This window comes from Halalkaliarchaeum sp. AArc-CO (genome assembly GCF_024972735.1).
Classification (GTDB): Archaea; Halobacteriota; Halobacteria; order Halobacteriales; family Haloferacaceae; genus Halalkaliarchaeum.
Genome location: NZ_CP087723.1, coordinates 2,942,447 through 2,965,683 on the forward strand (window position 1 = coordinate 2,942,447; position 23,237 = coordinate 2,965,683).

General features: G+C 64.1%; 30 protein-coding genes and 1 pseudogene. 18 read left to right on the top strand and 13 right to left on the bottom strand.

The window, feature by feature from the left end:
• Nucleotides 1-4: 4 nt before the first annotated feature.
• Genes AArcCO_RS15450 through AArcCO_RS15465 form a run of 4 tightly spaced genes read left to right on the top strand, consistent with a single transcriptional unit; the run spans nt 5 to nt 3,163 of the window.
• Complete coding sequence (locus AArcCO_RS15450) at nt 5-715, top strand: precorrin-8X methylmutase (protein ID WP_259534381.1); 711 nt, start codon at nt 5-7, stop codon at nt 713-715.
• The gene (locus tag AArcCO_RS15455) at nt 712-1,545 is read left to right on the top strand and encodes a cobalt-precorrin-7 (C(5))-methyltransferase (protein WP_259534382.1); all 834 of its coding nucleotides are present in this window, start codon (nt 712-714) and stop codon (nt 1,543-1,545) included. The genes AArcCO_RS15450 and AArcCO_RS15455 overlap by 4 nt, the downstream gene beginning before the upstream one ends.
• Complete coding sequence (locus AArcCO_RS15460; protein ID WP_259534383.1) at nt 1,542-2,483, top strand: sirohydrochlorin chelatase; 942 nt, start codon at nt 1,542-1,544, stop codon at nt 2,481-2,483. The genes AArcCO_RS15455 and AArcCO_RS15460 overlap by 4 nt, the downstream gene beginning before the upstream one ends.
• 53 nt (nt 2,484-2,536) lie before the next feature.
• A complete protein-coding gene (locus AArcCO_RS15465) occupies nt 2,537-3,163 on the top strand; it encodes an IMPACT family protein (protein WP_259534384.1) in 627 nt (208 codons plus the stop codon).
• Nucleotides 3,164-3,206: 43 nt separating this feature from the next.
• Here the strand turns inward: AArcCO_RS15465 and AArcCO_RS15470 are convergent.
• Nucleotides 3,207-3,992: pseudogene (locus AArcCO_RS15470) on the bottom strand (bile acid:sodium symporter); the annotation flags it as partial.
• A 73-nt stretch (nt 3,993-4,065) separates the two neighbouring features.
• Between AArcCO_RS15470 and AArcCO_RS15475 the strand changes: the two are divergent.
• Together AArcCO_RS15475 and AArcCO_RS15480 are read left to right on the top strand one after the other, a co-directional pair.
• Entirely contained in the window at nt 4,066-4,575 is a 510-nt protein-coding gene (locus AArcCO_RS15475) for an IS630 family transposase (protein ID WP_259533994.1), read from the top strand.
• Entirely contained in the window at nt 4,572-5,135 is a 564-nt protein-coding gene (locus AArcCO_RS15480; protein ID WP_259536448.1) for a transposase, read from the top strand. The genes AArcCO_RS15475 and AArcCO_RS15480 overlap by 4 nt, the downstream gene beginning before the upstream one ends.
• Before the next feature lie 3 nt (nt 5,136-5,138).
• Here AArcCO_RS15480 and AArcCO_RS15485 read toward each other — a convergent pair whose 3' ends face one another.
• On the bottom strand, nt 5,139-5,342 hold the full coding sequence (locus AArcCO_RS15485; RefSeq protein WP_259534385.1) for a hypothetical protein: 204 nt from the start codon (nt 5,340-5,342) through the stop codon (nt 5,139-5,141).
• 380 nt (nt 5,343-5,722) lie between these two features.
• Between AArcCO_RS15485 and AArcCO_RS15490 the strand changes: the two genes are divergently transcribed.
• Both AArcCO_RS15490 and AArcCO_RS15495 read left to right on the top strand, forming a co-directional pair.
• Nucleotides 5,723-5,911: a hypothetical protein gene (locus tag AArcCO_RS15490; RefSeq protein WP_259534386.1), complete on the top strand. Its 189-nt coding sequence runs from the start codon at nt 5,723-5,725 to the stop codon at nt 5,909-5,911.
• A 6-nt stretch (nt 5,912-5,917) separates the two neighbouring features.
• Entirely contained in the window at nt 5,918-6,139 is a 222-nt protein-coding gene (locus AArcCO_RS15495) for a hypothetical protein (RefSeq protein WP_259534387.1), read from the top strand.
• A gap of 43 nt (nt 6,140-6,182) precedes the next feature.
• Here the strand turns inward: AArcCO_RS15495 and AArcCO_RS15500 are convergent, their stop codons facing one another.
• On the bottom strand, nt 6,183-7,553 hold the full coding sequence (locus AArcCO_RS15500; RefSeq protein WP_259534388.1) for a M28 family peptidase: 1,371 nt from the start codon (nt 7,551-7,553) through the stop codon (nt 6,183-6,185).
• A gap of 99 nt (nt 7,554-7,652) precedes the next feature.
• Here AArcCO_RS15500 and radB point away from each other — a divergent pair, with 99 nt between their 5' ends.
• Complete coding sequence (radB, locus tag AArcCO_RS15505; protein ID WP_259534389.1) at nt 7,653-8,366, top strand: DNA repair and recombination protein RadB; 714 nt, start codon at nt 7,653-7,655, stop codon at nt 8,364-8,366.
• A gap of 76 nt (nt 8,367-8,442) precedes the next feature.
• The gene (locus tag AArcCO_RS15510) at nt 8,443-9,351 is read left to right on the top strand and encodes a DUF7351 domain-containing protein (protein WP_259534390.1); all 909 of its coding nucleotides are present in this window, start codon (nt 8,443-8,445) and stop codon (nt 9,349-9,351) included.
• 4 nt (nt 9,352-9,355) lie between these two features.
• Here AArcCO_RS15510 and AArcCO_RS15515 read toward each other — a convergent pair whose 3' ends face one another.
• Nucleotides 9,356-9,946: an NAD(P)/FAD-dependent oxidoreductase gene (locus tag AArcCO_RS15515; RefSeq protein WP_259534391.1), complete on the bottom strand. Its 591-nt coding sequence runs from the start codon at nt 9,944-9,946 to the stop codon at nt 9,356-9,358.
• A 124-nt stretch (nt 9,947-10,070) separates the two neighbouring features.
• Here AArcCO_RS15515 and bcp point away from each other — a divergent pair, with 124 nt between their 5' ends.
• Both bcp and AArcCO_RS15525 read left to right on the top strand, forming a co-directional pair.
• Nucleotides 10,071-10,532 carry a thioredoxin-dependent thiol peroxidase gene (gene bcp, locus AArcCO_RS15520; RefSeq protein ID WP_259534392.1) on the top strand — a complete coding sequence of 154 codons (462 nt, stop codon included), beginning with the start codon at nt 10,071-10,073 and terminating at the stop codon, nt 10,530-10,532.
• Nucleotides 10,533-11,102: 570 nt separating this feature from the next.
• Nucleotides 11,103-12,215, top strand: a complete 1,113-nt coding sequence (locus AArcCO_RS15525) for a DUF373 family protein (RefSeq protein ID WP_259534393.1) — start codon at nt 11,103-11,105, stop codon at nt 12,213-12,215.
• Nucleotides 12,216-12,228: 13 nt separating this feature from the next.
• Here AArcCO_RS15525 and pyrE read toward each other — a convergent pair whose 3' ends face one another.
• The 4 genes from pyrE to AArcCO_RS15545 form a co-directional block, all read right to left on the bottom strand.
• On the bottom strand, nt 12,229-12,792 hold the full coding sequence (gene pyrE, locus AArcCO_RS15530; RefSeq protein WP_259534394.1) for an orotate phosphoribosyltransferase: 564 nt from the start codon (nt 12,790-12,792) through the stop codon (nt 12,229-12,231).
• A gap of 63 nt (nt 12,793-12,855) precedes the next feature.
• Nucleotides 12,856-13,329: a Tfx family DNA-binding protein gene (locus AArcCO_RS15535; RefSeq protein ID WP_259534395.1), complete on the bottom strand. Its 474-nt coding sequence runs from the start codon at nt 13,327-13,329 to the stop codon at nt 12,856-12,858.
• A 150-nt stretch (nt 13,330-13,479) separates the two neighbouring features.
• Nucleotides 13,480-13,947, bottom strand: a complete 468-nt coding sequence (locus AArcCO_RS15540; RefSeq protein WP_259534396.1) for a TRAM domain-containing protein — start codon at nt 13,945-13,947, stop codon at nt 13,480-13,482.
• 25 nt (nt 13,948-13,972) lie between these two features.
• Nucleotides 13,973-14,788: an aldo/keto reductase gene (locus tag AArcCO_RS15545; RefSeq protein ID WP_259534397.1), complete on the bottom strand. Its 816-nt coding sequence runs from the start codon at nt 14,786-14,788 to the stop codon at nt 13,973-13,975.
• 81 nt (nt 14,789-14,869) lie between these two features.
• On the opposite strand from AArcCO_RS15545, the gene AArcCO_RS15550 reads away from it, so the two are divergent.
• Nucleotides 14,870-15,277, top strand: a complete 408-nt coding sequence (locus AArcCO_RS15550; RefSeq protein ID WP_259534398.1) for an SRPBCC family protein — start codon at nt 14,870-14,872, stop codon at nt 15,275-15,277.
• 23 nt (nt 15,278-15,300) lie between these two features.
• Here the strand turns inward: AArcCO_RS15550 and AArcCO_RS15555 are convergent, their stop codons facing one another.
• The gene (locus AArcCO_RS15555; protein ID WP_259534399.1) at nt 15,301-16,269 is read right to left on the bottom strand and encodes an ROK family protein; all 969 of its coding nucleotides are present in this window, start codon (nt 16,267-16,269) and stop codon (nt 15,301-15,303) included.
• A gap of 89 nt (nt 16,270-16,358) precedes the next feature.
• On the bottom strand, nt 16,359-16,817 hold the full coding sequence (locus AArcCO_RS15560; RefSeq protein WP_259534400.1) for a universal stress protein: 459 nt from the start codon (nt 16,815-16,817) through the stop codon (nt 16,359-16,361).
• Between the two features lie 314 nt (nt 16,818-17,131).
• On the opposite strand from AArcCO_RS15560, the gene AArcCO_RS15565 reads away from it, so the two are divergent.
• Nucleotides 17,132-17,506, top strand: a complete 375-nt coding sequence (locus AArcCO_RS15565; RefSeq protein WP_259534401.1) for a CBS domain-containing protein — start codon at nt 17,132-17,134, stop codon at nt 17,504-17,506.
• Between the two features lie 54 nt (nt 17,507-17,560).
• Here AArcCO_RS15565 and hisA read toward each other — a convergent pair whose 3' ends face one another.
• Nucleotides 17,561-18,298 carry a 1-(5-phosphoribosyl)-5-[(5-phosphoribosylamino)methylideneamino]imidazole-4-carboxamide isomerase gene (gene hisA, locus AArcCO_RS15570; RefSeq protein WP_259534402.1) on the bottom strand — a complete coding sequence of 246 codons (738 nt, stop codon included), beginning with the start codon at nt 18,296-18,298 and terminating at the stop codon, nt 17,561-17,563.
• 56 nt (nt 18,299-18,354) lie between these two features.
• Between hisA and AArcCO_RS15575 the strand changes: the two genes are divergently transcribed.
• From AArcCO_RS15575 to AArcCO_RS15590, 4 genes are all read left to right on the top strand, one after another.
• Nucleotides 18,355-18,951, top strand: coding sequence for a DUF7474 family protein (locus AArcCO_RS15575; RefSeq protein ID WP_259534403.1), 597 nt, complete (start codon nt 18,355-18,357; stop codon nt 18,949-18,951).
• 69 nt (nt 18,952-19,020) lie between these two features.
• Complete coding sequence (prf1, locus tag AArcCO_RS15580) at nt 19,021-20,271, top strand: peptide chain release factor aRF-1 (protein ID WP_259534404.1); 1,251 nt, start codon at nt 19,021-19,023, stop codon at nt 20,269-20,271.
• 131 nt (nt 20,272-20,402) lie between these two features.
• Entirely contained in the window at nt 20,403-20,633 is a 231-nt protein-coding gene (locus tag AArcCO_RS15585) for an AbrB/MazE/SpoVT family DNA-binding domain-containing protein (protein WP_259534405.1), read from the top strand.
• Nucleotides 20,634-21,020, top strand: a complete 387-nt coding sequence (locus AArcCO_RS15590; protein ID WP_259534406.1) for a PIN domain-containing protein — start codon at nt 20,634-20,636, stop codon at nt 21,018-21,020. It abuts the gene before it with no gap.
• 88 nt (nt 21,021-21,108) lie between these two features.
• On the opposite strand, the gene AArcCO_RS15595 is transcribed toward AArcCO_RS15590, so the two are convergent.
• Both AArcCO_RS15595 and AArcCO_RS15600 read right to left on the bottom strand, forming a co-directional pair.
• On the bottom strand, nt 21,109-21,330 hold the full coding sequence (locus AArcCO_RS15595; protein WP_259534407.1) for a hypothetical protein: 222 nt from the start codon (nt 21,328-21,330) through the stop codon (nt 21,109-21,111).
• An 89-nt stretch (nt 21,331-21,419) separates the two neighbouring features.
• Nucleotides 21,420-22,979, bottom strand: a complete 1,560-nt coding sequence (locus tag AArcCO_RS15600) for a hypothetical protein (RefSeq protein ID WP_259534408.1) — start codon at nt 22,977-22,979, stop codon at nt 21,420-21,422.
• Nucleotides 22,980-23,237 lie beyond the last annotated feature (258 nt).

Here is a 23,237-nt window from a genome sequence, read left to right on the forward strand (position 1 = left end):
TGCTATGACGACAAGAGACACCGACGACGAATACGCGGACCTGGGTGCAACGACGCAGGAAGCAATGGACATCGCAGAGACGAGCATCGACATCGTCCGTCAGTTCGTCCCCGACGTGACGCTCGCGGACCGGTTCCGTCAGAAGGCGGTCCACTCCTCGGGCGACATCGAGTTCCAGCATCTGCTGCGGTTCGGAAACGATCCCGCAGTAGCGGGCGCGCGGGCCGTCCTCGAGGGATCACCGATCGTGACGGACATCTCGATGGCCGCCGCCGGGATCACCGAGCGCGGCCACGACTGTCCGATCCGGACGACGATCGGCCACGGGGACGACCTGGCCGAGGAAACCGGGATGACGCGGTCGGCCGCCGCGACGCTGGAGCTAGACCGAGAACGCGTCTACGACGGGGCGATCGTCACGATCGGCAACGCCCCGACCGCCGCGTTGACGCTCGCTGACTGTATCGAATCCGGCACCCGGCCGGCGGTCGTCGTCGCGACGCCGGTGGGCTTCGTGAAGGCCCCCGAGAGCCGAGAGCGGCTCCGGCAGGTCGGCAGGGAGTACGGCGTCCCGACGATCACGAACGTCGGCCGGCGCGGCGGGAGCGGGCTCGCCGCTGCGCTCACGAACGAACTGATCCACGTCGCCACCGATGCACGGGACGGAGAGATCGATCTCGAGGCGCGGGAGGACGACCGGGGGGACGACAAGTGAGCGACGAGTACGACCTCGATTCGGGGCCGGATCCGGCGACCGCCGCTGCCGCTGCGCCCGAACCGGAACCGGAACCGGAGCTCGATGGCGACGACGAGACGAACGCTTCCGGCACCGTACACGCGGTGGGGATCGGTCCGGGGAACCCGGAGTATCTCACCCGTCGGGGCGCTCGGGCGATCCAGGAGGCCGACGTTGTGGTCGGCTTCCAGGCTGTAGTCGACTTCGTCGCCGACGAGACCGACGCCGACCTGCTCACCTGCGGCTACGCCGACGAGGCGGAGGCGCTCTCGGCGTTCGCCGACCGGGTCGCCGACGGCGAGACGGGGACTGCGGTGTTGATGGGCGACCCGAACCACTCGGGATACCAGTTCCTCGGGAAGGTCCAGAAGGCCGTCACGGGGGAGGTACCCGACGCGACGGTTCGGGTGATCCCCGGCATTTCGGCCATCCAGTTGGCCGCGAGCCGGGCGCGGACGCCGATGGAGGACTCCCGGTTCGTCACGCTCCACAAGAGCGGCGCCATCGACGCGGAGCTCGAGACGCTCGCCCGGAACGCCGGCGACCGCCACCTGCTGGTGTTGCCCCGGCCGTTCGACTGGATGCCCGGCGACGTGGCGGCGTTCCTGCTCGACAGGGGCGCCTCCGAGGACCTCGAGGGGCTGGTGTTCGAGCACCTGACCCACGACGAGGAGGCACACACCCGAACGACGCTCGACGAACTGGCCGAACACGCCGGCGGGGACGACGCCGAGTCGACGCCGTTTTCGGATCTCTCGGTGCTGGTCGTCCGGGCGGACGTCGAGTCGGACGGAGGTGACGAAACGTGACCGACGAAGCGACGCTTCTGGTCGGCCACGGCTCCACCCGCGAGCAGTCGAACGAACAGGTCGAGGCGGTCGCGTCGCTGCTCGACAACCGGATCGATCCCCCGGTCGAAACGGGGTTCATCGAGCTCACGGAGCCGCTGTTGCCGGAAGCGCTCGACGAGAGAGCCGCCCGGGTCGACGAACTCACGGTCGTCCCCCTCGCCCTGTTCGCCGCGGGACACGTCAAAAACGACATTCCGCTGGCGATTCAGCAGGCTCGAGGGCACCACGACGGCGTCGAAATCAACGGCGGCGCACCGATCGGCGTGTCGCCGACGATGGTCGAACTCGTCGACGATCGGATCGCCGACGCCGAAGCCGAGCTCGGCATCGATCGAAAGGTGGACGACGTCGCCGTCGCCTTCTGTGCCCGGGGGTCGAGCGATCCCGACGCCAACGCCGACGCGTACAAACTCGGTCGGTTGCTCTTCGAGGGGCGGGCGTTCGCTCGCGTGGAGACGACGTTCATCGGCATCACCGAGCCGCTGCTCGACGAGACGCTTTCGGCGATCGCCTTACACGAGCCCGACGCCGTCGTCGTCGTGCCCTACATGCTCGGGGACGGCGTGTTGACCCGGCGGATCGCCGACTGGACCGCCGACTTTGCCGAAGGTCGAGATCTCGTCGCCGGGACGACCGACGTGATCGGTACCGATTCCCGGCTGATCGACGTTCTCGTTCGTCGGTGGCGGGACGCCCGGGAGGAAGAGGTCACGATGTCGTGTGACACCTGCAAGTACAAGGTCTCGCTTTCGGGCTACGAGGAGGAGGTCGGCGGCGAGAAGGCGCTCGAGGAGGCGATTGCACACCAGCACGCACACGCTCACGGCGGGGACGACCACGACCACGATCACGGCCACGACCACGATCACGGCCACAACCACGATCACGGAAACTGAACCGACGCCTCGCGAGCCGCAGTCTTTTATATACATCCCGGCAATCACCGCCCGTGACGGACACCTATCGGACGGTCGCCGGGGAAGCGAGCGCGGCCTTCGAGATCGAGGGCTCGGAGTTCGTCGGCTACGTGGCGCCGGTGGACACCGTCGCGGAGGCGGAGGCGTTCATCGAGCAGGTCGAGAGTCGGCACGCCGACGCGACCCACAACGTGCCAGCCTACCGGGTGCCGGCGGGGGAGGCGTCGGCCGACCGCCCCGGAGAGGTGATGTTGCGGGAGTACGCAAGCGACGACGGCGAGCCGACGGGATCGGCCGGCAAACCGGCGTTGAACGTGCTCCAGCAGCAGGAGATCCAAAACGTCGTCGCTGTCGTAACACGATACTACGGCGGGACGAACCTCGGCGTCGGCGGACTCGCCCGGGCGTACGCCCGCGGCGTGAAGGACGCCGTCGCGGAAGCCGGCGTCGTCGAAGAGCGTCCCCACAGGACGCTGTCGATCGTGACCGACTACGACGACTCCGGGACGGTTCGTGGCATCCTCGAATCCGCCGACGTGGAGTTCGAAGCCGACTACGACGAACGCGTTTCCTTTTCGGTTCGGGTAGCCGTCGAAGCGGTCTCACAGCTGGAGGAGCGACTCAACGACGCGACGAGCGGGCGCGTAGAGATCGAGTAGCCCCGAGTAGTCGGCGCAGTTCGAGATCGAGTAGTGCGGTCGCTCACGCCCGAACGCGGGAGGCGACCAGTTCGCGCACCGTCAATCCCTGCTCGACGACGTCCCGGCGGTACTGCATGTACACCGCACCGAGCGGTGGCTGGATCACGTACGCAAGCGCGATCGGCAACACCGCAGACGCCGGCGGGAAGCCGGGAGCAGCGGCGATCGCGATCGCGATCGAGAGGTTTCGCATGCTCGTGGCGTACACCAGAGCGACCTCGCCCGGTCCGTCCATCAGGAGCCGGCCGACCGCGGAGCCTGCCCCCAGGACGATCGCATAAAACAGCACCAGCGGGACGACCACCAGCGCCGAGGCGACCGGGTCCGCAAGAATCTCCGTCGATCGCATTGCCATCGCGATAAAAACGATCAACATCACCCCGAACGAGCTGATCCCGCCGAAGGTGGGCTTGAGCCGCTTGAACCCCTCCGGCCCGTATCGCCGGAGGAGGTACCGCCGCGTCAGGTTCCCCGCCACCATCGGGATCGCGACGATCACCGCGAGTTGACGGTACAGGGCGGCGGGATCGAACCCGACCCCCTGCTCCAGGAGAACCGACAGATACAGCGGCAGGATGACGACCGCCGCGAGGAGGTTGACCGCCATCGCAACCAGCGCACCCTCCAGGTCGCCGCCCGCCAGCCCGGTCCAGGCGGCGGTCATCCCGGAGGTGGGGATCAGCGCGATGAAGTACAACCCGACGGCGTACTCGGGCGTCCCTGCGAAGAAGAGCCGGGCGAGCGCCACCGCGACGAGCGGAGCGAGCCCGAAGTTCAAAAGGAGGCTCGCGAGGACGACCCGTGCGTGGAGCCGTAGTGTTTAAGGAAGATATTTACCGATAGACGTAGTAGAGTGGGTAATGGGTCGGCTCGACGAGGTTTCGCTTGAGGAACTCTACGAACTCAAAGAGGAGATTGATCAGGGAAAGCCGCGAGAACGTGTTCTCGCGGCGATCGGGCGCAAGCAGGGCGACCAACTCGATACGTTGGCTGAGCGGCATGGCGTCGTTGAGAAAACGATCCGCAACTGGCTCGATCGGTTCGAGGAAGAACCGATCGAGCAAGCTCCCTACGACGCTCCTCGACCGGGGGGTCCAGCAAAGATCGAGGGAGAAGAACGCCAACAGCTGTTCGAACAGTTGCAACAGCCGCCAACCGAACTCGGCTACGACCAACAAGCGTGGTCAGCGAAGCTCTTGCTTCATCACGTCAAAGAGGAGTATGACGTCGAATACCACGAGAACTACGCCTACGAGTTGTTGAGAGAGGCCGGGCTGTCCTTGCGGACAGCACGGCCTCAACACCACGAGGCTGACCCCGAGGAGAAGGCCGAGTTCCAGGAGACAGTCGAAAAAAACGGCCCGAACTGAGCGAGAAAACCGTCGTTGTCGTCGATCAATTCACCAAACACGTCGGAACTGTCCAGCGGCGTGGCTGGTACCCAATCGGTTCAGATCCGACGATAGAGACGTCAACGTCCTGGGAGTCGGTGACAGTGCTGGGCGCTGTCACCGACGACGGTGACAGCTTCTACTGCTGGACAGAGGAGAACTTGACCAGATTCCACGGGATTCGGTTGTTAGAGGCATTGAAAGACAAGTTTGGCGAGGAGTTAGTGGTGTTTCTGGATCGAGCGGGCTACTTCTACGCGAGGGATCTCTGGGAACACGTGAGCGGAAAGCGCGAGACCGAAACTGTCGGAGACAGTTCGGTCTCGTGCGTGCGCGGTGACGATCTCGAAGTGTGGTACTTCCCATCGAAACTCCCCGAATTGAACGCTGTCGAAGGGTGCTGGGACCAACTGCAGGAGTGGTTCAAGTACCGCCTTATGCCAGATCTCTTGACGCTGAAAGACTACATTCCGCGAGGACTGAGCGCGATCACCGAACCGAACATCTGGCCGTATCTTACCGGTAAAGATTCGAACTAAACACTACCGGACGTTGAGCACCTCCTGCAGGTCGATGTTGATCATCATCGGGTAGATCATCACGAACAGTACCGGGAGCACCGCCGACTGCAGTGCCGTCTTCGTTCCGGGGCCGATCACCTGACCGGCGACGAGACCCAGAAACAGCGACACGACCACGGCCGATATCAGGTTCGCCTTGATCGTCCGGAACAGCTCCCCGATCATCGGCTGTCACCGCCGTTGAATGCTCCGGAGCTGGCACACGGCGATCCGTGCTCCAGGTCAGCTGTCGTGCCAGTGCTCGGTTCCGCCATGCAGGTAGTATTGTTTAATATAGTCAAAAGCGTTCCGATTAGTCCTCAGGTGTCGCTAGGTTTGTTCCGAATTTCCAACCCTCTTTGGGCACTCTTAAGGCGCATTTGTCGGAGGATCTGTTTGACATCGTTGGAGGGATGATGTTTATTACCCCCAATACCACAGTGTTCGAGTCGGGGACGGGAGCCGCGGTGCCGGTGGGGACGGAATCGGACGAACAGCGACGAAAGTCTCCCTCACTCCCCACCCGCAAAACACACTTTGGCGATCAGTTCCACGTAGGTACCGACATGAGTAGTGAAGTGATAACATACCTATTAATCGGGCTCTGCGGTACCCCCTTCGTCTTTATCGTGGGGTTCGTTCTCGCGAAAGAACACATCCAGTATCTGGCGAGGAAGGGGGGCGAGGAACGGTATCCAGAACGGCTGCAGCGGGTCGTACAGAAGTATCGACAGGAGCACTATCCCGATCGCTGAAGAGCCATGTTCGAACTCCTGGTACTGGCTTCGGTCCTCGGGGCGTGGTACGTCGCCGTGTTCCTTTTCAGCTACCACGTCGCCATCGGGCACGTGGACAGGCTCCTCGAGATCGAAGAGGGCCAAGCGCCGCCGCAGTTGCTGCCCGAACTGGGCGAGTACGGAGAAAAACGGGCGTTATCCGCCGACGACATCGATCGGATGGACGACTGGGACCGGTGGGAGTGACGGATAGAGAGCGCGACTGACCGTGGCGTCGTGTCTGGTGGGTTCAGTCCCAGTCGTCCGGGAGACGACCGCCGACCTCGAGCTCCTGGATGTAGCCGTCGTCCATCTTCTCGCGGATCCGCTGTGAGGTCGTGTGGGTCGGTTCGACCTCGTCGTCTGCGAGTCGGGAGACGGCTTCCGTAACGAGCGTTACTACCTCGGTGAGATCACGTGGGTCGAGTTTGTCCAGGGTGTCGGCGTGGGTGTGCCCCCAGCCACGACCTGACTGGTCGGAGGTGGTCGAGACCATCACCGCGGGGATCCCCTCCTGGACGAACGCCCACTGATCGCCGTGGGGAGAAATCGTGTCGCCAGTCGATAGCGGCGCGTCGTAGTCGTCGGTCACGGACTCGAAGACGTCCCCGATCGTCGCGAAGCCGTTCGTCCCCACCCGGAGGTTCCGGGAGTTGCAAGCGCCATCGAGGTTGACGACGCATTTGACCGCCTCCTTCGGGAGCGACTCCGCACAGTGGTACGCGCCCCACAGCCCGATCTCCTCGGCGCCGAACGTCACGAGCCTGAGCCGGCAGTCGAGGTCGTCGGCGACCCGGGCGAGCAGCCGACCGATCCCGGCGACAGCCGCACAGCCGGCGGCGTTGTCGTTCGCGCCGTCGCTGATGTCGTGACCGTCGACGTGCGCCGTCACCAGCACCTCCCGGTCGGCGTCCGCCGGACCGACCGTCGCCTGGACGTTCCGGGACGTCGCCGGCTCGTTCCGGCAGTCGACGTCGAGTTCGACGACGGGAGCATCGTTCCCGCCGTCGTGGTCGGCCGCGAGGCGGGCGAGCCGGTCGCCGACCTCCGCCGAGACGCCCACCGCGGGGATCGGTCCCGGTCGTTCGTGGTAGCCGATCTCGCCGGTAGGCGGGAGTGCACCCTCGATGTGGTTCTGGAAGACGAACCCGGCTGCGCCCCGGTCGGCGGCGTTGACGTACTTTTCCATCCGGTGGATCCACCGATCCGACGAGTCGGGACTCTCGCTGGAGGCCATCACGATCGCACCCTGGATATCCTCCGCCGCGTCCGCGAAGTCGTCGTACGAACCCGTCCCGACGTCGACGAGGGGTCCCGAGACCATGTCTGCGGGAGTGCCGGGCAACGCGATCACCTCGTGGCTCTCCTCGTGGGCGCGTTCGAGGGGGCCGGAGATCCGCAAGGAGGAGTCGCCGCGCCACCACCCCGGGATCTCGAACTCCACGATCTCGGCGTCGGCGAGTCCCGCCGAATCGAACGCCTCACAGACGAGTTCGGCTCCCCGGCGCTCACCCTCCTGGCCGGCCATCCGGTTCCCCACGTCAGCGAGGTCTTCGAGCAGCCCCCACGCGAACGAACTGGTCCGTGCGTCGCCGACGACGCTCTCCGGAAGGTCCGTCATATCTTCCCTTCGGATCCCCTGGCCCTTCACGCTGCGGGTCCCGGAACCGAAACGATCGAACGAGGCACTTTTTATCGGGTGGCGCCGAAACGTCTCTCCGTGAGCGATCCCCTTCCGGTCGGCTGTTCGTCGATCGACGATCTGCTGGGCGGCGGTCTCGAACGCGGCACCGTCACCCAGGTGTACGGCCCGCCCGCGGCCGGAAAGACGAACCTCGCGCTTTCGGCGGCCGTCGAGGTCGCTGCCGGCGGAGGGCGGGTCTGTTACGTCGACACTGAAGGGCTCTCCGTCGATCGCTTTCACCAGCTACTCGAGGGGCGAATCGGCCGGCCGGACGTCGATGGCTCGCTGGAGGAAATCGCGGGACGGCTCGTTATCTCCGATGCCTACGACTTCGAGCAACAGCAACAGGCCGTCCGGGACGCCGAGGATCTCGCTCCAGACCTGGAGCTGATCGTCCTCGACAGCGCGACCGGCTTTTATCGGCTCGAACGTACCCTCGAAGCCGACGAGGACGCCGGCGAGTCGCTCCGGGCGGTCGCCCGGCAGGTAACCCATCTGCTGTCGCTTGCGCGCAAACACGACCTCGCCGTCGTGATCACCAACCAGGTGTTTACCGATCCCGACAGCGACCGGGCGAAACCGCTGGGCGGACACACGCTGGATCACTGGACGGGCGTGATTCTCCGCCTCGACCGATTCCGTGGCGGGAACCGCCGGGCCACCCTGGAGAAACATCGATCGAAGGCGGCCGGCGAGTCGACGACGTTCAAGATAACCGGCACTGGACTTGCAGACGCCGACAAGATGTGAGACAGTCGAACTGAGACGGACGAGATTCCGGGTAGCAGCAACGGTCCTTTTATATCCCGGACGACCACAAACGGCCATGACCGGGAGTCACGACGAGCCCGACGAAAACGGGTCCGAACACCCCGATCCTGCCGACGTCTTCTCGTGGCTGGGGAACGAAACCCGGCTTTCGACCGTCAGTGTTCTCCACGGCGCAGAGGAGTCCCCCGTCCAGTTTTCCACGCTGTACGACCGCGTGGACGTCGACGACAGCGCGCAGTTCAACTACCACCTCAAGAAACTGGTCCCCTATTTCATCTCGAAAACGGACGACGGGTACGAGTTGACCGCCGCTGGTCGCCGGCTCGCCCGCGCGGTGACCGCCGGGATGTACACGCGTAGTCCGACCGTCGATCCGTTCGACGTCGGCGGCGAATGCTACGCCTGCGGCGACTCCCGACTCCGGGGCGCGTACGCCGACGAGCGGTTCACCGTCGACTGTGACGAGTGCGGCGAGTCGATCCTGCGGGTCCACGTTCCGCCGACGCTGGTTCGCGGTCGGGACCCCGACGAACTCGCCGACGCCTTCGAGCGGTGGTCGAGATACCAGGTCGAACAGGCCCGAACCGGGATCTGTCCCGAATGCGGCGGCACCGTCGACCCCCAGGTGCGGACCGATCTGGGCGAGGAGATTCCGTTCGAGGCGGTGGCGGCGTACCGCTGTACCGTCTGTGGTCGAGAGGCGGTGACGTCGTTCGGCTCGATCGCCTACCGACACCCGGACGTTCGGGGGTTCCACGAGCGCCGGGAGGCGTCGCTTTCGGACCGCCGGATCTGGGAGATCGGCCAGTACGTCGCCGGCGAGGGAGTCGAGGTGCACTCCCGGGACCCCTGGCTGGTCCGGGTGACGTTCCGCGCCGACGAAGACGTCTGCCAGGTGGAGATCGACGGCGACCTCGACGTGGTCGGAGTCGAGATCGCGGCCGACGAAGCTGGAGGCAAGTGAGAAATCACTCCTTGCTCGGGCCGAACAGCTCTCCGGCGTCGGCGGGCACGTCGAAGTCGTGGAAGTGGTCGCCCTCCTCTTTCGAGAGGATGTTCAGCGCGGCGGCGGCGCCGTCGCCGGCGGAGATGACGGCCTGCCACTCCTCGGTCCTGACCATCGCGCCCGTCGCATAGGCGTCTGCGACGCTGGTCTCCATCGTCACGTCGACGTCGACGACATCGCCGTCGAACGCGCAGCCGAGCGATTCGGCCAGGTCCCGGTTCGCGCCGGTCGCGAGCACCAGGTAGTCGGCGCCGTACTCGCCCTGGGCGGTCTCGACGACGAACCCGTCGTCGGTCGCCGAAACGTCGGTCACTTCCTCGCCCTGGCGCCTGTCGACGCCGAAGCTGTCGACCTGTTTGCGGGCGGTCTCCAGGAACGCCGTCCCGTCGACGGAGCCGATCCCGAGGTAGTTGAACAGGTGGGCCTTGTGCATCCACGTCCCGTCGGTGTCGAAGACGGTCGTCTCGAGCCCGTTCTTCTGGGCGAACAGGGCGGCGCTCAGGCCGGCGGGGCCGCCTCCGACCACGAGTACGTCTGTGTTAATACTACTCATGCAACTGACGTTCGGACTGAACCGTCAAAACGTTGACCCGGTTGCGCGTCTGGCACGTGGGCCCGGGGTGAAACCCGTCCGCAAGGAGCCGGGTTTTTAAGCGACTCCCGCCATTTCAGAAGATATGCTCGAGACAGGCGAGGACGCACCCGATTTCACCCTCCAGAACCAGGACGACGAGCCGGTCACGCTGTCGGACATCGACGCGGAATACACGGTCGTGTATTTCTATCCCCGGGCGGACACCCCGGGCTGTACGACCGAGGCGTGCGGCTTCCGCGACGAGTGGGGTGCCTTTTCCGACGCCGGCGTGGCCGTCGTCGGAATCAGCGACGACCCGGTCGAGGACCTCGCGGACTTCGCCGAGAAGTACGATCTCCCGTTCGACCTGCTGTCAGATCCCGACGGCGAGGTCGCATCGGCGTACGACTCCTACGGCGAGAAGAACGTGTTCGGCAACACCGTCGACGGCGTCTTCCGGAACACCTACGTCGTCGACGCCGGGAGCGAGATCGTACTCGCCTACGAGGGAGTCTCCCCCGAGGATCACGCCGAGGAGATCCTCGCCGATCTCGAATCGCTGTAGGTCCCCGGATTCGAGACGCCGGCGTGGTGACGCTGGACGACCACGACGGCCACCCGAGCATCAGGTCGCTCGTGGCGGACGGCGCCGAGGTCACCACGTTCTAGACACCCAGCGTTTGCTGCGGTCGCTCGCTGGCTCGCGGCTTCGCCGCTCGCGATTCGAGGTGCTCACTTCGTTCGCACCTCGCTCCGCTCACTCCCTGTCGCCGGGCGGCGACGCCGCCCGGCTGCAAGAGGTTCCGTTGGAACCTCCCTGGCAAAAGCTGGACCAAAAGCCTGCGAGCCGAGCGACTACGTGGCGGCTGCAATCGGTTCCACGAACCCACAAAGATGACGAGCAGTAGTATCCGATAGTATCCGTGAACCGCCTCGGGGTCAAGCCCCGTGGCATTCGCCTCGACAGCCTGTAAAAAGACGAGCGGTAGCACCGGCGGATCTGCGCGACAGATTTTTTGGCGGGGGTCGAGGGAAGCGAGGCGCGACCGGATGGAGCGCCTCGCCTTCCCGAGGCACCCGTTAAAAAAGGTGGAGGTACAAGACATTTATCGCGTCGTGTGTTAGGGGTCAGTGAATGCTGCTGATCCTCTGTGTCGACCTCGACGACGACCTCGGCCGGAAGACCGGGCTACAGACCCCGGTGATCGGCCGCGACGAAGTCGAACGATCCGCGGTCGCGCTCGCGACGGTGGATCCGGAGGATTCCGACGTCAACGTCCTGTTTCAGGGAGTTCATCTCTACGACGAACTCGTCCACCGCGAGGACCAGGAAGTCGAGGTCGCGGCCGTGACCGGCGTCGAAGGCAAAGACGTCGCCGCCAACCGCGCGGTCGGGCGGGAGGTCGACCGCGTGCTCGCCGAGCTGGAGACCGGCGAGGAAGTACACGCGATCGTCATCACCGACGGCGCACAGGACGAGTCGGTGCTGCCGGTGATCCGCTCGCGGATGCCGATCGACGGCGTCCGGCGGGTCGTCGTCCGGCAGGCACAGGACCTCGAGTCGATGTACTACACCATAAAGCAGGTGCTGGCCGACCCCGAAACCCGCGGTACCGTCCTGGTGCCGCTGGGAATCCTGCTGTTGATCTACCCGTTCGTGGTGATCGCGGGGCAGTTCGACGTCGGTGGGGCCGTCGTTTTGGGGCTCATTTCGGCGCTTCTGGGGCTGTACTCGCTGTTTCGCGGGCTGGGCCTCGAGACCACCATCGACAGCGTCGCAGAGCGGGTCCGGTCCGGGCTGTACGCCGGCCGGGTGACGCTCATCACCTACGTGGTCGCGCTCGCGCTGCTGGTCGTCTCGGGGGTCCAGGGGTACGAAACGGCGGTGACCGTCTCGGCGACCGTCGAAGACGCCTCCCGGACGGTCGCGCTCGCGGCGTTCGTCCACGGCGCGATCCAGTGGGTCGCTGCAGCGGGGATCACCTCCAGTCTGGGCCAGATAACCGACGAGTACCTCGCGGGACGGTTCCGGTGGCGCTACCTCAACGCGCCGTTTTACGTGATCGCGATCGCCGGGGTCGTGTTCGCGCTGTCGGGCTTTTTCCTCCCCGAGGCGCCCGGCATCACCACCGTGACGCTCTCGGAGCTCGCGATCGCGCTGACCGCCGGCACGCTCCTCGGCGTCCTGTCGACGCTCACGTTCGCGGTCGCCGAGTCGAAGACCCCCTCGACTGCAGAACCCGCCTGACCGGTGCGACCGCTCAGTCCCGATCCGCCAACAGCTCGGTTGCGGTGAGCAGCGACTCCAGTTCGATCCCGTGATCCGCCAGCAGCTCGCTCGCCCCCTCCTCTCGGTCGACGACGACGAACACCCGGTCGACCGTCGCGCCGGCTTCCCGGAGCGCCTCGACCGCCGAAAGCGCCGATTTCCCGGTGGTCGCGATGTCTTCGAGAACGATCACCTCCTCGCCGTCGTCGAGTCGTCCTTCGACCCGGTTTCCGGTGCCGTACTCTTTGGTCTCCTTGCGGACGATAACGTACGGACGACCGAGTTCCGTCGCCGTCACCGCGACCAGCGGCACCGCCCCAAGCGCCACGCCAGCGAGCGTCGACTCGGTGTCGGCGAGCCGCTCTGCAAACGCCGACGCGATCGCCTCGAGGCAGTCGGGATCGGTCTCGAAGAGGTACTTGTCGACGTAGTAGTCGCTCGTGCCACCGTGCGAGAGCTCGAACTCGCCGAACTCGACGGCCTCGGCCGCCCGGAGCGCAGCCACGAGGTCGCGATCGGTGCCGTCGTTCGTCCGGGGGGAGTCGGAATCACTCATTATCCAACCCAGACGCGGGTGGTGCCTAAAAGCGCCGCGGACGGGTCCTGGTCGGCTGTGGAGTCATTCGGTGCGGACCTGAACCGTTCCGTCCCCAGTGACGCCCACGAGCAGCTCCCGCCGGACCTTCCGCCCCTGGACGGCGTCGCCTGCGGCGTCGCTGATTGCCTTCATCAGGTCCGGCGCGGTGCGGTTCACCTTCACGCCCGCCTCGTCGCAGGCGTCGTACACCCGGTTCGGGATGTCGTACAGGTCGGTTCCGGTGTCGATCCGAACCTGCACCGGGGCGGTGAGCGCCTCCGCGAAACTGACGGTCTCGTGTGCCTTCCTGACGTTCTCGCGGGCGCTGGCCTCGACGCTGGAGACGTTCGCTCGTGACGTCCCGAGACGACTCGCGATGTCGGCCTGCCGGAGCCCCCGCTCGCGGAGCGCGAGCACCTCTGCCTGCCGCCTGGTGAGAATGTTCTCGTCGGGATCGAATCCGAGCCGCTCCAGCAGCTCGTCGACGTCCGCGGCGTCACCGGCGTCGTCACTCATACCTGCCGGTTCGTAGGGTGTACTCAAAAAGGCAACCGAAAACTGCAGGCGCCGACCGTCCGGCTGTGGTCCGTCCGGCCGATATCAGTCCGCTGGCGATTATCCGAGAGTGCCGACTGTCCGCACCGGCTCGAGGACTGTGCAGTCGCGTTATCCGCCCCAGAAGTTCTCCCGGCTCCCGAGCCGCTCCCGGCCGACCGACTCCTCGTCGTCCTCCGAGGGCTCTGCGCCGTCGTCCTCACCTTCGGAGACGCCCTCGATCTCGTCTTCCTCTTCCGACTCCAGCGGGAGCCGTTCGACGATCTCTTTTGCGGTGGCGTGGTTCGACTTCACCCGGTCGATCCGCACCCTCGCCCTGGCCTCCGGCAACAGCCCGTCGATCAGGACGATGAATCCGTCGTCGGTCCGGCCGACACCGGCGCCGCTTTCGTGGATGTCGTCGACCTCGACGATCACTTCCTCGCCGGGCTGGACCGGCTGCTGTTTTAGCTCCGAGATGGGCATGTTGTAGTGGTTGCACCACTCGGCGCCCCCGCGGTCGCCGTAGTGCTGGCATCCCATTCCCTGGATTCGTTCCTGAAAACTCGGGCAGTCGTCTGCGAGCGGACAGTTCGGCATGTCTACCGGTAGGCAACGGAGCGGTCTAAACGTTTCCGGCCTCGTTCCACGGCGCCTCCTCGAAGTCGACGATCCGCTCCTCCCGTTCGATTTCGTCGATCCGGGCGAGCGCGTCGTCGTCGAGATCCAGGTCGCGGGCCGCCCAGTTGTCCTCGATGTGATCGAAACTCGCCGCCTTCGGGATCGGCGCGACGGTCTCCTTCGAGAGCAGCCATGCCAGACTCACCTGGGCTGGCGAGGCGTCGTACTCGTCGGCGATTTCCTGGAGGGTGTCGACGTCTGCGACCCGGTTGCGCGCGATCGGCGAGTACGCCACCAGCCAGTGGTCGTCCTCGAGGGCCACCGCTCTGAGTTCCCGCTGCTGGAGCAGCGGGTGACACTCCACCTGGTGGGCGAAAACCGGGCTGTCCAGCCGGTCGATCGCCGCCTCGAGCTGGTCGGGACGGAAGTTCGAGAGGCCGACGTGCTCGATCACGCCCTCCTCGACCAGGTGATCCAGTGCCGGCAGCGTCTCCGCGGGATCGTACGTTCGGATCGGCCAGTGGACGTACAACAGGTCGATCGAGTCGACGCCCAGCCGCTTGCGGCTTTCCTTCGCCGTTTCGATGACGTCGTCGTATGCGAGGTTGTCCGTCGAAAGCTTCGTGGCCACGAACAGTTCGTCGCGGTCGACCCCCGACCGATCGATTCCGTCAGCGACGGACGCCTCGTTGTCGTACCCCTGCGCGGTGTCGATATGCCGGTACCCGACGTCGATCGCGTGGGTGACCGCCGCCGCACACTCCGCGGGGTTCTCGAGCTTGTACGTCCCGTAACCGAGCCGGTCGAAGGTGTCGCTCATGTGGCACACTCGATCCGGATGGCGTGTATAGCTGTCGGCAGCGGGGGTGTACTTAAGTGGGACCTCGTCAGAAGGAACGGCATGCGCGAGGTCACCGTCGACGGATTCGTCCGGGAGTCGCCGCCGTCGATAAAGCGGCACCTCACCCCCGAGCAAGTGGTCGAATACGAGGGGAGCTTCGAGGTCGACCGCGTCGAGGCGGCCGGCGAGGCGACGTTCGTGACGGCGACGGGTCCGGGACTATCGATGACGCTCCGGTTCGAGACCCGCGAGGGGCGGCTCTACTACACCCAGGAGGGGGAATCCGGCCCGTTCGCGGCGATGGAGACGTGGATCGACGTGGAGCCGGAAAACGAGGGGTCCCGGGTGCGGTTCACCTCCGTGGTGAAGCTGTCGGCGCCGCTGCCGTTCGGCGACCGGATCGCCGCATGGAAGCGGAGAGGGGAGTTGAAACGGGCGATACGCTCGCTGCGCGAGGACGTCGAGTGAGGTCGGGAACTCGCCGGAGCAGTTCACAGGCGGGACCGGTCGCCAGTGCCGTCGGTGAGTGCGCTGGCAAGCGCCCCCTCGACGACGACGTCGTCACCCAGGTCGGTGAGCCCGATCTCGGGGACGTTGATGAACACCATCTCCTCGAGCCGTTCGCGGATCGGATCGAGCACACGCTCGGGATTGTTGAGCGCGACCGCGCCGCCGACCGAGATCACGAGCGGCGCGTACGCGTGGATGACGTTCGCGACGCCCATCGTGTTCCAGTGAGAGAACTGATCGAGGACGTAGTCGGCGAATTCGTCCTCGCCGGCGTGGGCGAAGACGTCCGCCGCCGAAAAGTCGGGGTCCTCGACGTCCAGCACCGTCTCGATGGGATCCTCGGCGTGGAGACGGCGGGCGTAGCGGGGAATGTTGTTACCGGAGCAGTAGGCTTCCCAGTGACCGTCCTTCCCGCAGCCGCAGGTCATGAATCCGGTCGGGTCGAGCGTCATGTGGCCGACCTCGCCGGCGTTGCCGTCCCAGCCGTCGAGCACCTCGCCGTCGACGCAGACGCCGGCCCCGATCCCCGAGGAGATGGTCAGATACACCATGTCGTCGGGGTTGCGGTCCGAGTGGAACCGCTCGCCGATGACGCCGGCGTTCGTGTCGTTGTGGAGATACACCTGATCGGTGTCCAGTAGGGCCGACAGCGGGCCGGTAAGCGGGATCCGGTCGATCGCGTCCGGCAGGTTCGCCGGGTTCTCGACGACGCCGGCCGCCAGGTCCAAGGGACCGATCGAGCCGATTCCCGCTGCGACCGCCGATGACGGCTCGACGCCTGCCTCCGCACACGCCTCCCTGACCCGGTCGAGCACCGCCTCAGTGACCGCGATCCCGGACGGTCCCTGTGGCGTGGGCCCCTCGGCGGAACCGAGAACTGTCGCGTCGTCGTCGCCGACGACGGCCCTGACGTTCGTCGCCCCGATATCGACGCCCACGTAGTAGGCCATCACCTCAAGGAGGTGGCCGACGCGACTTAAGAAAGGCGTTTCACGCCGATGCGTTCGGAGTCAACCGGGGACGCCACAGAGAAGAGAGATCACTGGGTGTCGCTGCGGACGAACGTCACCGGGCACGGCGAGGAGAGCATCACTTCCTGTGCGACGCTCCCGAACACCGCCTTGCCGGTCGGCGATCGGCGCCGGCCGCCGACGACGACGCTGTCGGCGTCGACCTCGTCGGCCAGGCGCACGATCTGGTCGCCCCGGTCGCCCACCGCACCACGGACCTCGTAGTCGATCCCCACCGCGTCCAGTTCCTCTGTAAGCTGTCGGATCAGCGAGTGCCGGCTGACGACGTCGGTCGGGAACACCTCGCCGTTGTCCGGATCGAACCCGAGTTTCACGGCGAGTTCGTCGTACGCGTCCCGATCCAGAACCTGAGCGATCACGACGGTTGCATCCGTCGGTTCCGCGAGCTCGATCGTTTCTTCGGTCAGTCGGTCGATGCGGTCGGCTTCGTCCGGCCCGATTGCCAGGAGGACTGTCTCTATTGCCATGTCGATTAGTCGTTCGTCTCGGAAAGGGATAAGTTTGTTGGAGAATTTACTCGATTTAGAATAAAAATCTTTCAGGGTCTGTAATCCCCGGTTTCAGAAGGTATAGATAAACAAGTGTTAGCTCTCCACACGAAATCGAGGGGTCATGAACCAAGATATGACAGTTTTAGCAATTGTTTCGAACCGTCGTGTTGGCCCCGGAACGCCGGAGGATTTCGCGACCGAGGATCCGGCGACGAGACGGCCGCACCGGGAGTGCAGTCAAAACGGCAGCAAAGGAAACACCGATACGGGAGGATTTCCTGGATAGTGGTATGAACAGCCAGAACAGAACACGCGTCAAGGAAGTAATGTCGACCCCGCTGGAGACGATCGCACCGGACGCATCCATCTCCGAGGCCGCAGAGAAGATGCACGAACGTGAAATCAGCGCACTAGTCGTGCGGACCACCCCGCGCTCGATCGTGAGCAGTTCCGACATCATCGCCGCCGTGGCACAGGGGGAGGACGTCACCGAACTTCGAGTGTCGGACGTGATGACCACGGACGTGGAGACGGTGACGCCGGACCTCTACATGGAGGAAGTGGCAGCGATGATGACGACCTACGGGATCAAACACCTCCCGGTCGTCGACGACGACTACGTGGGCATGGTCTCCTCGACGGACGTGACCGCCCACCTCTCGTGAGGGCGTGACCGTTCACCGTTCCCGAGACGATCGGAAAAACGGCAGGGGACGGACTTAAGAGACAGCGGCCATCGCTTCCTCGAGCGTGAACGCCCCCTCGTACAGAGCGGTGCCGACGACGACGGCGGCCGCGCCCGCCTCCCTCAAGGTACGGACGTCCTCGACGCTTGCGACCCCGCCGCTTGCGACCACCGGGATCTCCACCGCGTTTGCGACCCGAGAGACCAGCTCCGCGTTTACCCCCTCGAGTTGCCCCTCGACGTCGACGTCGGTAAACAGGATCGCGCCGGCACCGAGCTCCTCGTAACGCTGTGCAGCCTCGGCGGGGTCCAGCCCGGTCGACTCCGTCCAGCCCGCGACGACGACGTTCCCGTCCTTCGCGTCGAGGCTCACCACCACGCGCCCGGGGTGGGTCTCGGAGATCTCCGCGACAACATCCGGGTTCTCGACGGCGGCGGTCCCGAGGATCACCCGGTCCACGCCGAGATCGAGTAGTTCCCGGGCGTCGGCGGCGGTCCGGATTCCCCCGCCGAGTTGGACGTCGACGCCGAGGCCGTCGACAGCCTCGACGATCGCCTCGATCGCGTCGGCGTTGACGCGCTCACCCTCGAAGGCGCCGTCGAGATCAACGAGGTGGAGACTGCGAGCGCCGGCGTCGACCCACCGGCGCGCCGCCGCGACCGGGTCGCCGTAGCGCTTCCCGGTGCCGCGCTCGCCTTGCACCAGCTGGACGACCTCGCCGCCGGAGACGTCGACGGCCGGAACGACCTCGAACTGTGAAAACGGGTTCATTCGACCGGAACGAGGAACCGCGGAACCTATATTCGTTGCCTTCGCAGGGGCCAAGCGTGCCGCGTTTCCAGTATCCGTGCCCCGGCTGCCGGACGACGAACAGCCTCCACCAGCAGGGCTGCTCGTTCGAGGGCGCCGACTGGAGCGCGATCGAGAAGGCGTACACCGACCTGCTCGCCGTCCTGTCGGATCCCGACGCGGCGCCGCTTTCGGAGGCCGCGCTTCGAGAGGCGGTCCACGGCGAGTGGGGCGGACTGTACAAAGCCGCACTGGGCGTGCTCCGTCACGAGGGGCGCGTCGTGGAAGACGACGGGCGCCTTCGGCTGCTCACCGCCGCCGAGTACAAAGAGCAGGTGTCGGAGCCGGATCGGGAACCGCTGCGGACGATCTACGAACACGGCTCCGTGCCGGGGTGTCACGACAACGCCGTCTTCGCGATGATCGCCTGGTACGAGATGGTCGGACTCTCGTGGGCCGAAACGAAGGAGAACGTGGTCGAGTGGCTCCGGACCTCCGGCGCGTGGGATCGCGGCGGGTTCGAAGAGTCGTCGCCCGAGGAACTCGTCGAGAGCAAGCGCCACGTCTACGACGCCGGCTACGGCTGGAAGGAGAAGGCCCAGGCGGCGAAACGCGTCATCGAGCGTCACCGATAGCTCCCCGTTCGTCTCACCGTCCGCCGGCTGTCAAAGCATACTTACCGCCAGCGCGGCGAATAACGGGTAATGAGTACCGACACGGAGGAGCCGAGCGAGGACCGGCGGAAGTACGAGTTCCGCAAGGTCATCGAGGAGCTCCAGGAGTACGAGGGGTCGGGCACCCAGCTCGTCACCATCTACATCCCCGAGGACAAGCAGATCGCCGACGTCGTCTCCCACGTCACCCAGGAGCACAGCGAGGCGGCGAACATCAAGTCCAAACAGACCCGGACGAACGTCCAGGACGCGCTTACAAGCATAAAGGACCGCCTCCGCTACTACGACACCTATCCGCCGGAAAAAGGGATGGTTATCTTCTCCGGGGCGGTCGACGCCGGCGGCGGCCAGACGGATATGGTGACCCGGACCCTGGAATCGCCCCCGGAGCCGATCCAGTCGTTCCGCTACCACTGCGACTCGGACTTCCTCACCGGGCCGCTCGAGGACATGCTGATGGACAAGGGCCTGTTCGGCCTGATCGTCCTCGACCGGCGGGAGGCCAACGTCGGCTGGCTGAAAGGCAAACGCGTCGAACCAGTCAAGTCTGCCTCCTCGCTGGTTCCCGGAAAGCAGCGGAAGGGTGGCCAGTCGGCCCAGCGGTTCGCCCGCCTGCGCCTGGAGGCGATCGACAACTTCTATCAGGAGGTCGCGGAGATGGCCAACGAACTGTTCGTCTCGAAGCGTCACGATCTCGACGGGATCCTCGTCGGCGGCCCCTCGCCGACCAAAGACGAGTTCCTCGACGGCGACTACCTCCACCACGAGATCCAGGACAAGGTGATCGGCAAGTTCGACGTCGCCTACACCGACGAGTCCGGACTGTACGACCTGGTGGACGCCGCCGACGAGGCGCTTGCAGACCAGGAGGTCATCAAGGACAAAAAGCAGATGGAGGAGTTTTTCGAGAACCTCAACACCGGCGAGAAGGCCACCTACGGCTTCGACCAGACTCGCCGAAACCTCGTGATGGGCTCTGTCGACCGGCTGCTGATCTCCGAGGATCTCCGGTCGGACGTCGTCGTCTACGAGTGCCCGAACGGCCACGAGGAGTACGAGGTGGTCGATAGCCGGCACTCGACGCCCGATCACGACTGTACCGAGTGCGGCGAGCCCGCCGACGTCCAGGAGCGGGAGGACGTGATCGAGCACCTGATGTCGATCGCCGAACAGCGCGGCACCGAAACGAAGTTCATCTCTACCGACTTCGAGAAGGGCGAACAGCTGCTGGACGCCTTCGGCGGCGTTGCCGGTATTCTGCGGTACTCGACGGGGATCTGATTTTCGTCCGAGACAGTCGCTCTCGGAGCCGGGAAACGGTCCCGGAACGAGTCAGGGAACAGATAGTGGGAATGGGATGACCCCCGTTTTTTGGGGAAAGATACAATTTCTACCCACAGCAATACGCACGTATGTCCGAAGCAACGCTGGACGACCGAGGCCGCCTCACACTACCGAAGGCGATGCGCGAGCGATACGGCGACCGGTACTACGTCGTCGAGGTACACGACGGGATCAAGCTCATTCCGATCGCTGACGATCCCCTGGCGGCACTCCAGGACGAGTTCGCCGACGTCGAGAAAACCGCCGAGGAACTCCGCGAGGAGGCACGTGACACAGCGCTGAACGAGGCAGGTGAATGAATGTACGCGGAAACCGATTTTCTGTTGGCACTCATCAAGGACGAAGACTGGCTCGATACGGCCGCAAAAGTGGTGTATCGCAATCACCGAGACGAACTGTGGACGTCACCGTTCACGCTCGTCGAGCTCCTCCTCGTCGCCTACAGGGAGGATCGAAACGCCGAACGGGTCGTTGCCAACGCCGCTGCGCTCGTGGATGTACGCGGAGACGTCAACACGATCATCGCGGCGGCCACCTACGTAGAGGAGAACGGATTTACGCCGTTCGATGCGCTCCATCTCGTCGAATCCGAGGGAGACACGATCGTTTCCAGCGACGAGACGTACGAGGACTTCTCGCCGAGATTGGACCTCAAAACTGTCAACGCTGAACTCGAAGAGGAATGAGTCGAACGAGGAAGGAAATCAGATATAACAGTTGTTGGCAATGTGGGTGATGTTATTCAATTCGAGAGGGTCGAAGGCGGAACCTCTTTCAGACGCTGAACTTCAGGTAAAAATCCTTCCGAATCATCTCACTGAATTCTGATAACTCCCCCTCGGGAACTTCCCCAATTTCGAGTGACGCCGGGTCGTCAATCATGTTACTCAGGAACACGACCGCCTTCCAGTATTTCCCGTGCTTTCCGAGGTCATGATCGTCATCCCGGTCGGCACCAATCGCGTTCGCCACTGTCCACATGTTGTACAGCAGCACCGCGTACCCGAACAGGAATATCCGGTGTTCAATCTGGCTTGATCCTGACTGTGGTAGAAACCGGTTCTTGATCACTCGATATGAGGTTTCTACACCCCATCTTCCGCGGAATTTCTCAGCCAGTACCTCCGCGCCGTTTCGCTCCTTGGTGGCGAACTCTCGCGGTTGGTGTAGAACTGCGTCAGCGCGTCGGTCGGGTCGTCAAAGTCCTCTTTCTGGAGACGCGATTTCTTCTCTTCCGGCAGCACGAACATGTAGTCGCGTTCGTCCTTGACGTCGCCGACGCCCCACCGGAACATGTCCCACTCCTTGTCTTCTTCGAGGACCTCTTTGACCTCCTGAAGCTTGTCTGAGCCCTTCTTGCCCTTGATGATGAAGTCGGCCTCGCTCCGGACTTTGGTCGCTACGCCGCCTTGGTAGAACTCGCTGTCTAGGTAGACCCAATCGATGTCGAACTTCGCCGTAGCGAACCGCAGCAGCCGATCAACCACGCCATCCAGGTTCGAGGCCGACTTCACCGGAAGCGACACGACCGTGATCGGCGTGTTCGTACCGACGAGAGCCAGCGTAGCGAACTTCCACGCGTAGGCGTAGTTGCGACCAGCCTTCGTCCCCGAGACCCACTCGGGAATCTCGCCGTCCTCGTACGTGCCGAACCACGGCCACGGCGTCACGTCGATGGCGACTTCCACCGTGTCCCCGAAGTAGTCGTACTCCTCTTCGAGCAGCTGGATCATCGACTCGTTCGCCGCCAGGTACATCGCCGTGATTTCACGGCGGTCGGACTTGGCGAGGTGCGTGACGAAGTTGCGGCGCTTGGGTGGTTCACTACCCCACAGCCACGGCTTTCCCTCGATCACTTCCTGCGAAGTCTCCATGCTCGTCCCATGAAGACAGGCGACATCCAGCAGTTTGAACAGCACGTTCTTTTCGTGGGTGAGGTTGTTAGAGCGCTTGATCTGAAGGAATTTCAGGGCCTTCTGACGAAGATCGCGCGTGATTAGCTGGAGATCGCGTGGGCCTTCACCATCGGAAGCGAGAGACGGTGGGGCAGGTACGAGTTCTTCGTGTTTTGTCCCTTGGACGAATTCGATTACGTCATCCTGAAGCCGGTCAAAGTACGGTTGGAAGAGTTCTTCGACATCATCTTGATACCGAGACAGCGTCGGCTGAGTCACGGGCTCGGAGAGATTCAGCTCATCATCGTACTTTCCGGTGTTCTCACCTGACGATTTGGTAATACTATTCACCGATTCGTCTTTGAGTAGATTCGCCAGCAACAATGAGCGGACCAACTCATCAACAGCAAATTTCTGTCCGAACGATGGGAGTTCATCGACGTGTCCGTGGCCAGCTCGGAGCTCCAACTCTCCGACGGCACTGGCCAGATCGTCGTGTCTGATGATGTTCTGAAACAGTTGTTGCTTCAGGTTCTTATACGCGGGATCGCTGGTCTTGATGAAGGTACCCTTCCCGTCCCTGAGCGACTCTTCTGGATCAAGATCGCCGTGAATTAACTCGTACTCCTCTTTGAGAAAGTCCTGGATCGATTCGATCCGAGGTAGCTGCGACTCGTCGGTATCCCCACCGCTGTCTCCCGGCTCAAACGTGTATTCCGTCTTTTCGGGGTCGTAATCTGAATCGTCCACTGTTCGTAGATATTTTCGATATCTTTTAAATTCTGCCAGTCAAACACACACGCTCTTACGCAAAACAGTGGAATATACTCAACATCCAGACATTGGTCCTGCCTAGCTTGCAAGATATAGAGCTTGTAGTCATCACCTGAGTAAGTAGCGCGGTTACGCATTTCTTCCCGGGATATGAGAACCGGACGATACACTTATTTGGCCTTTGTGGAGATTAGTGGTATGGGGCGTTATCGTTCCCACCAGTCCGTAAAGCGT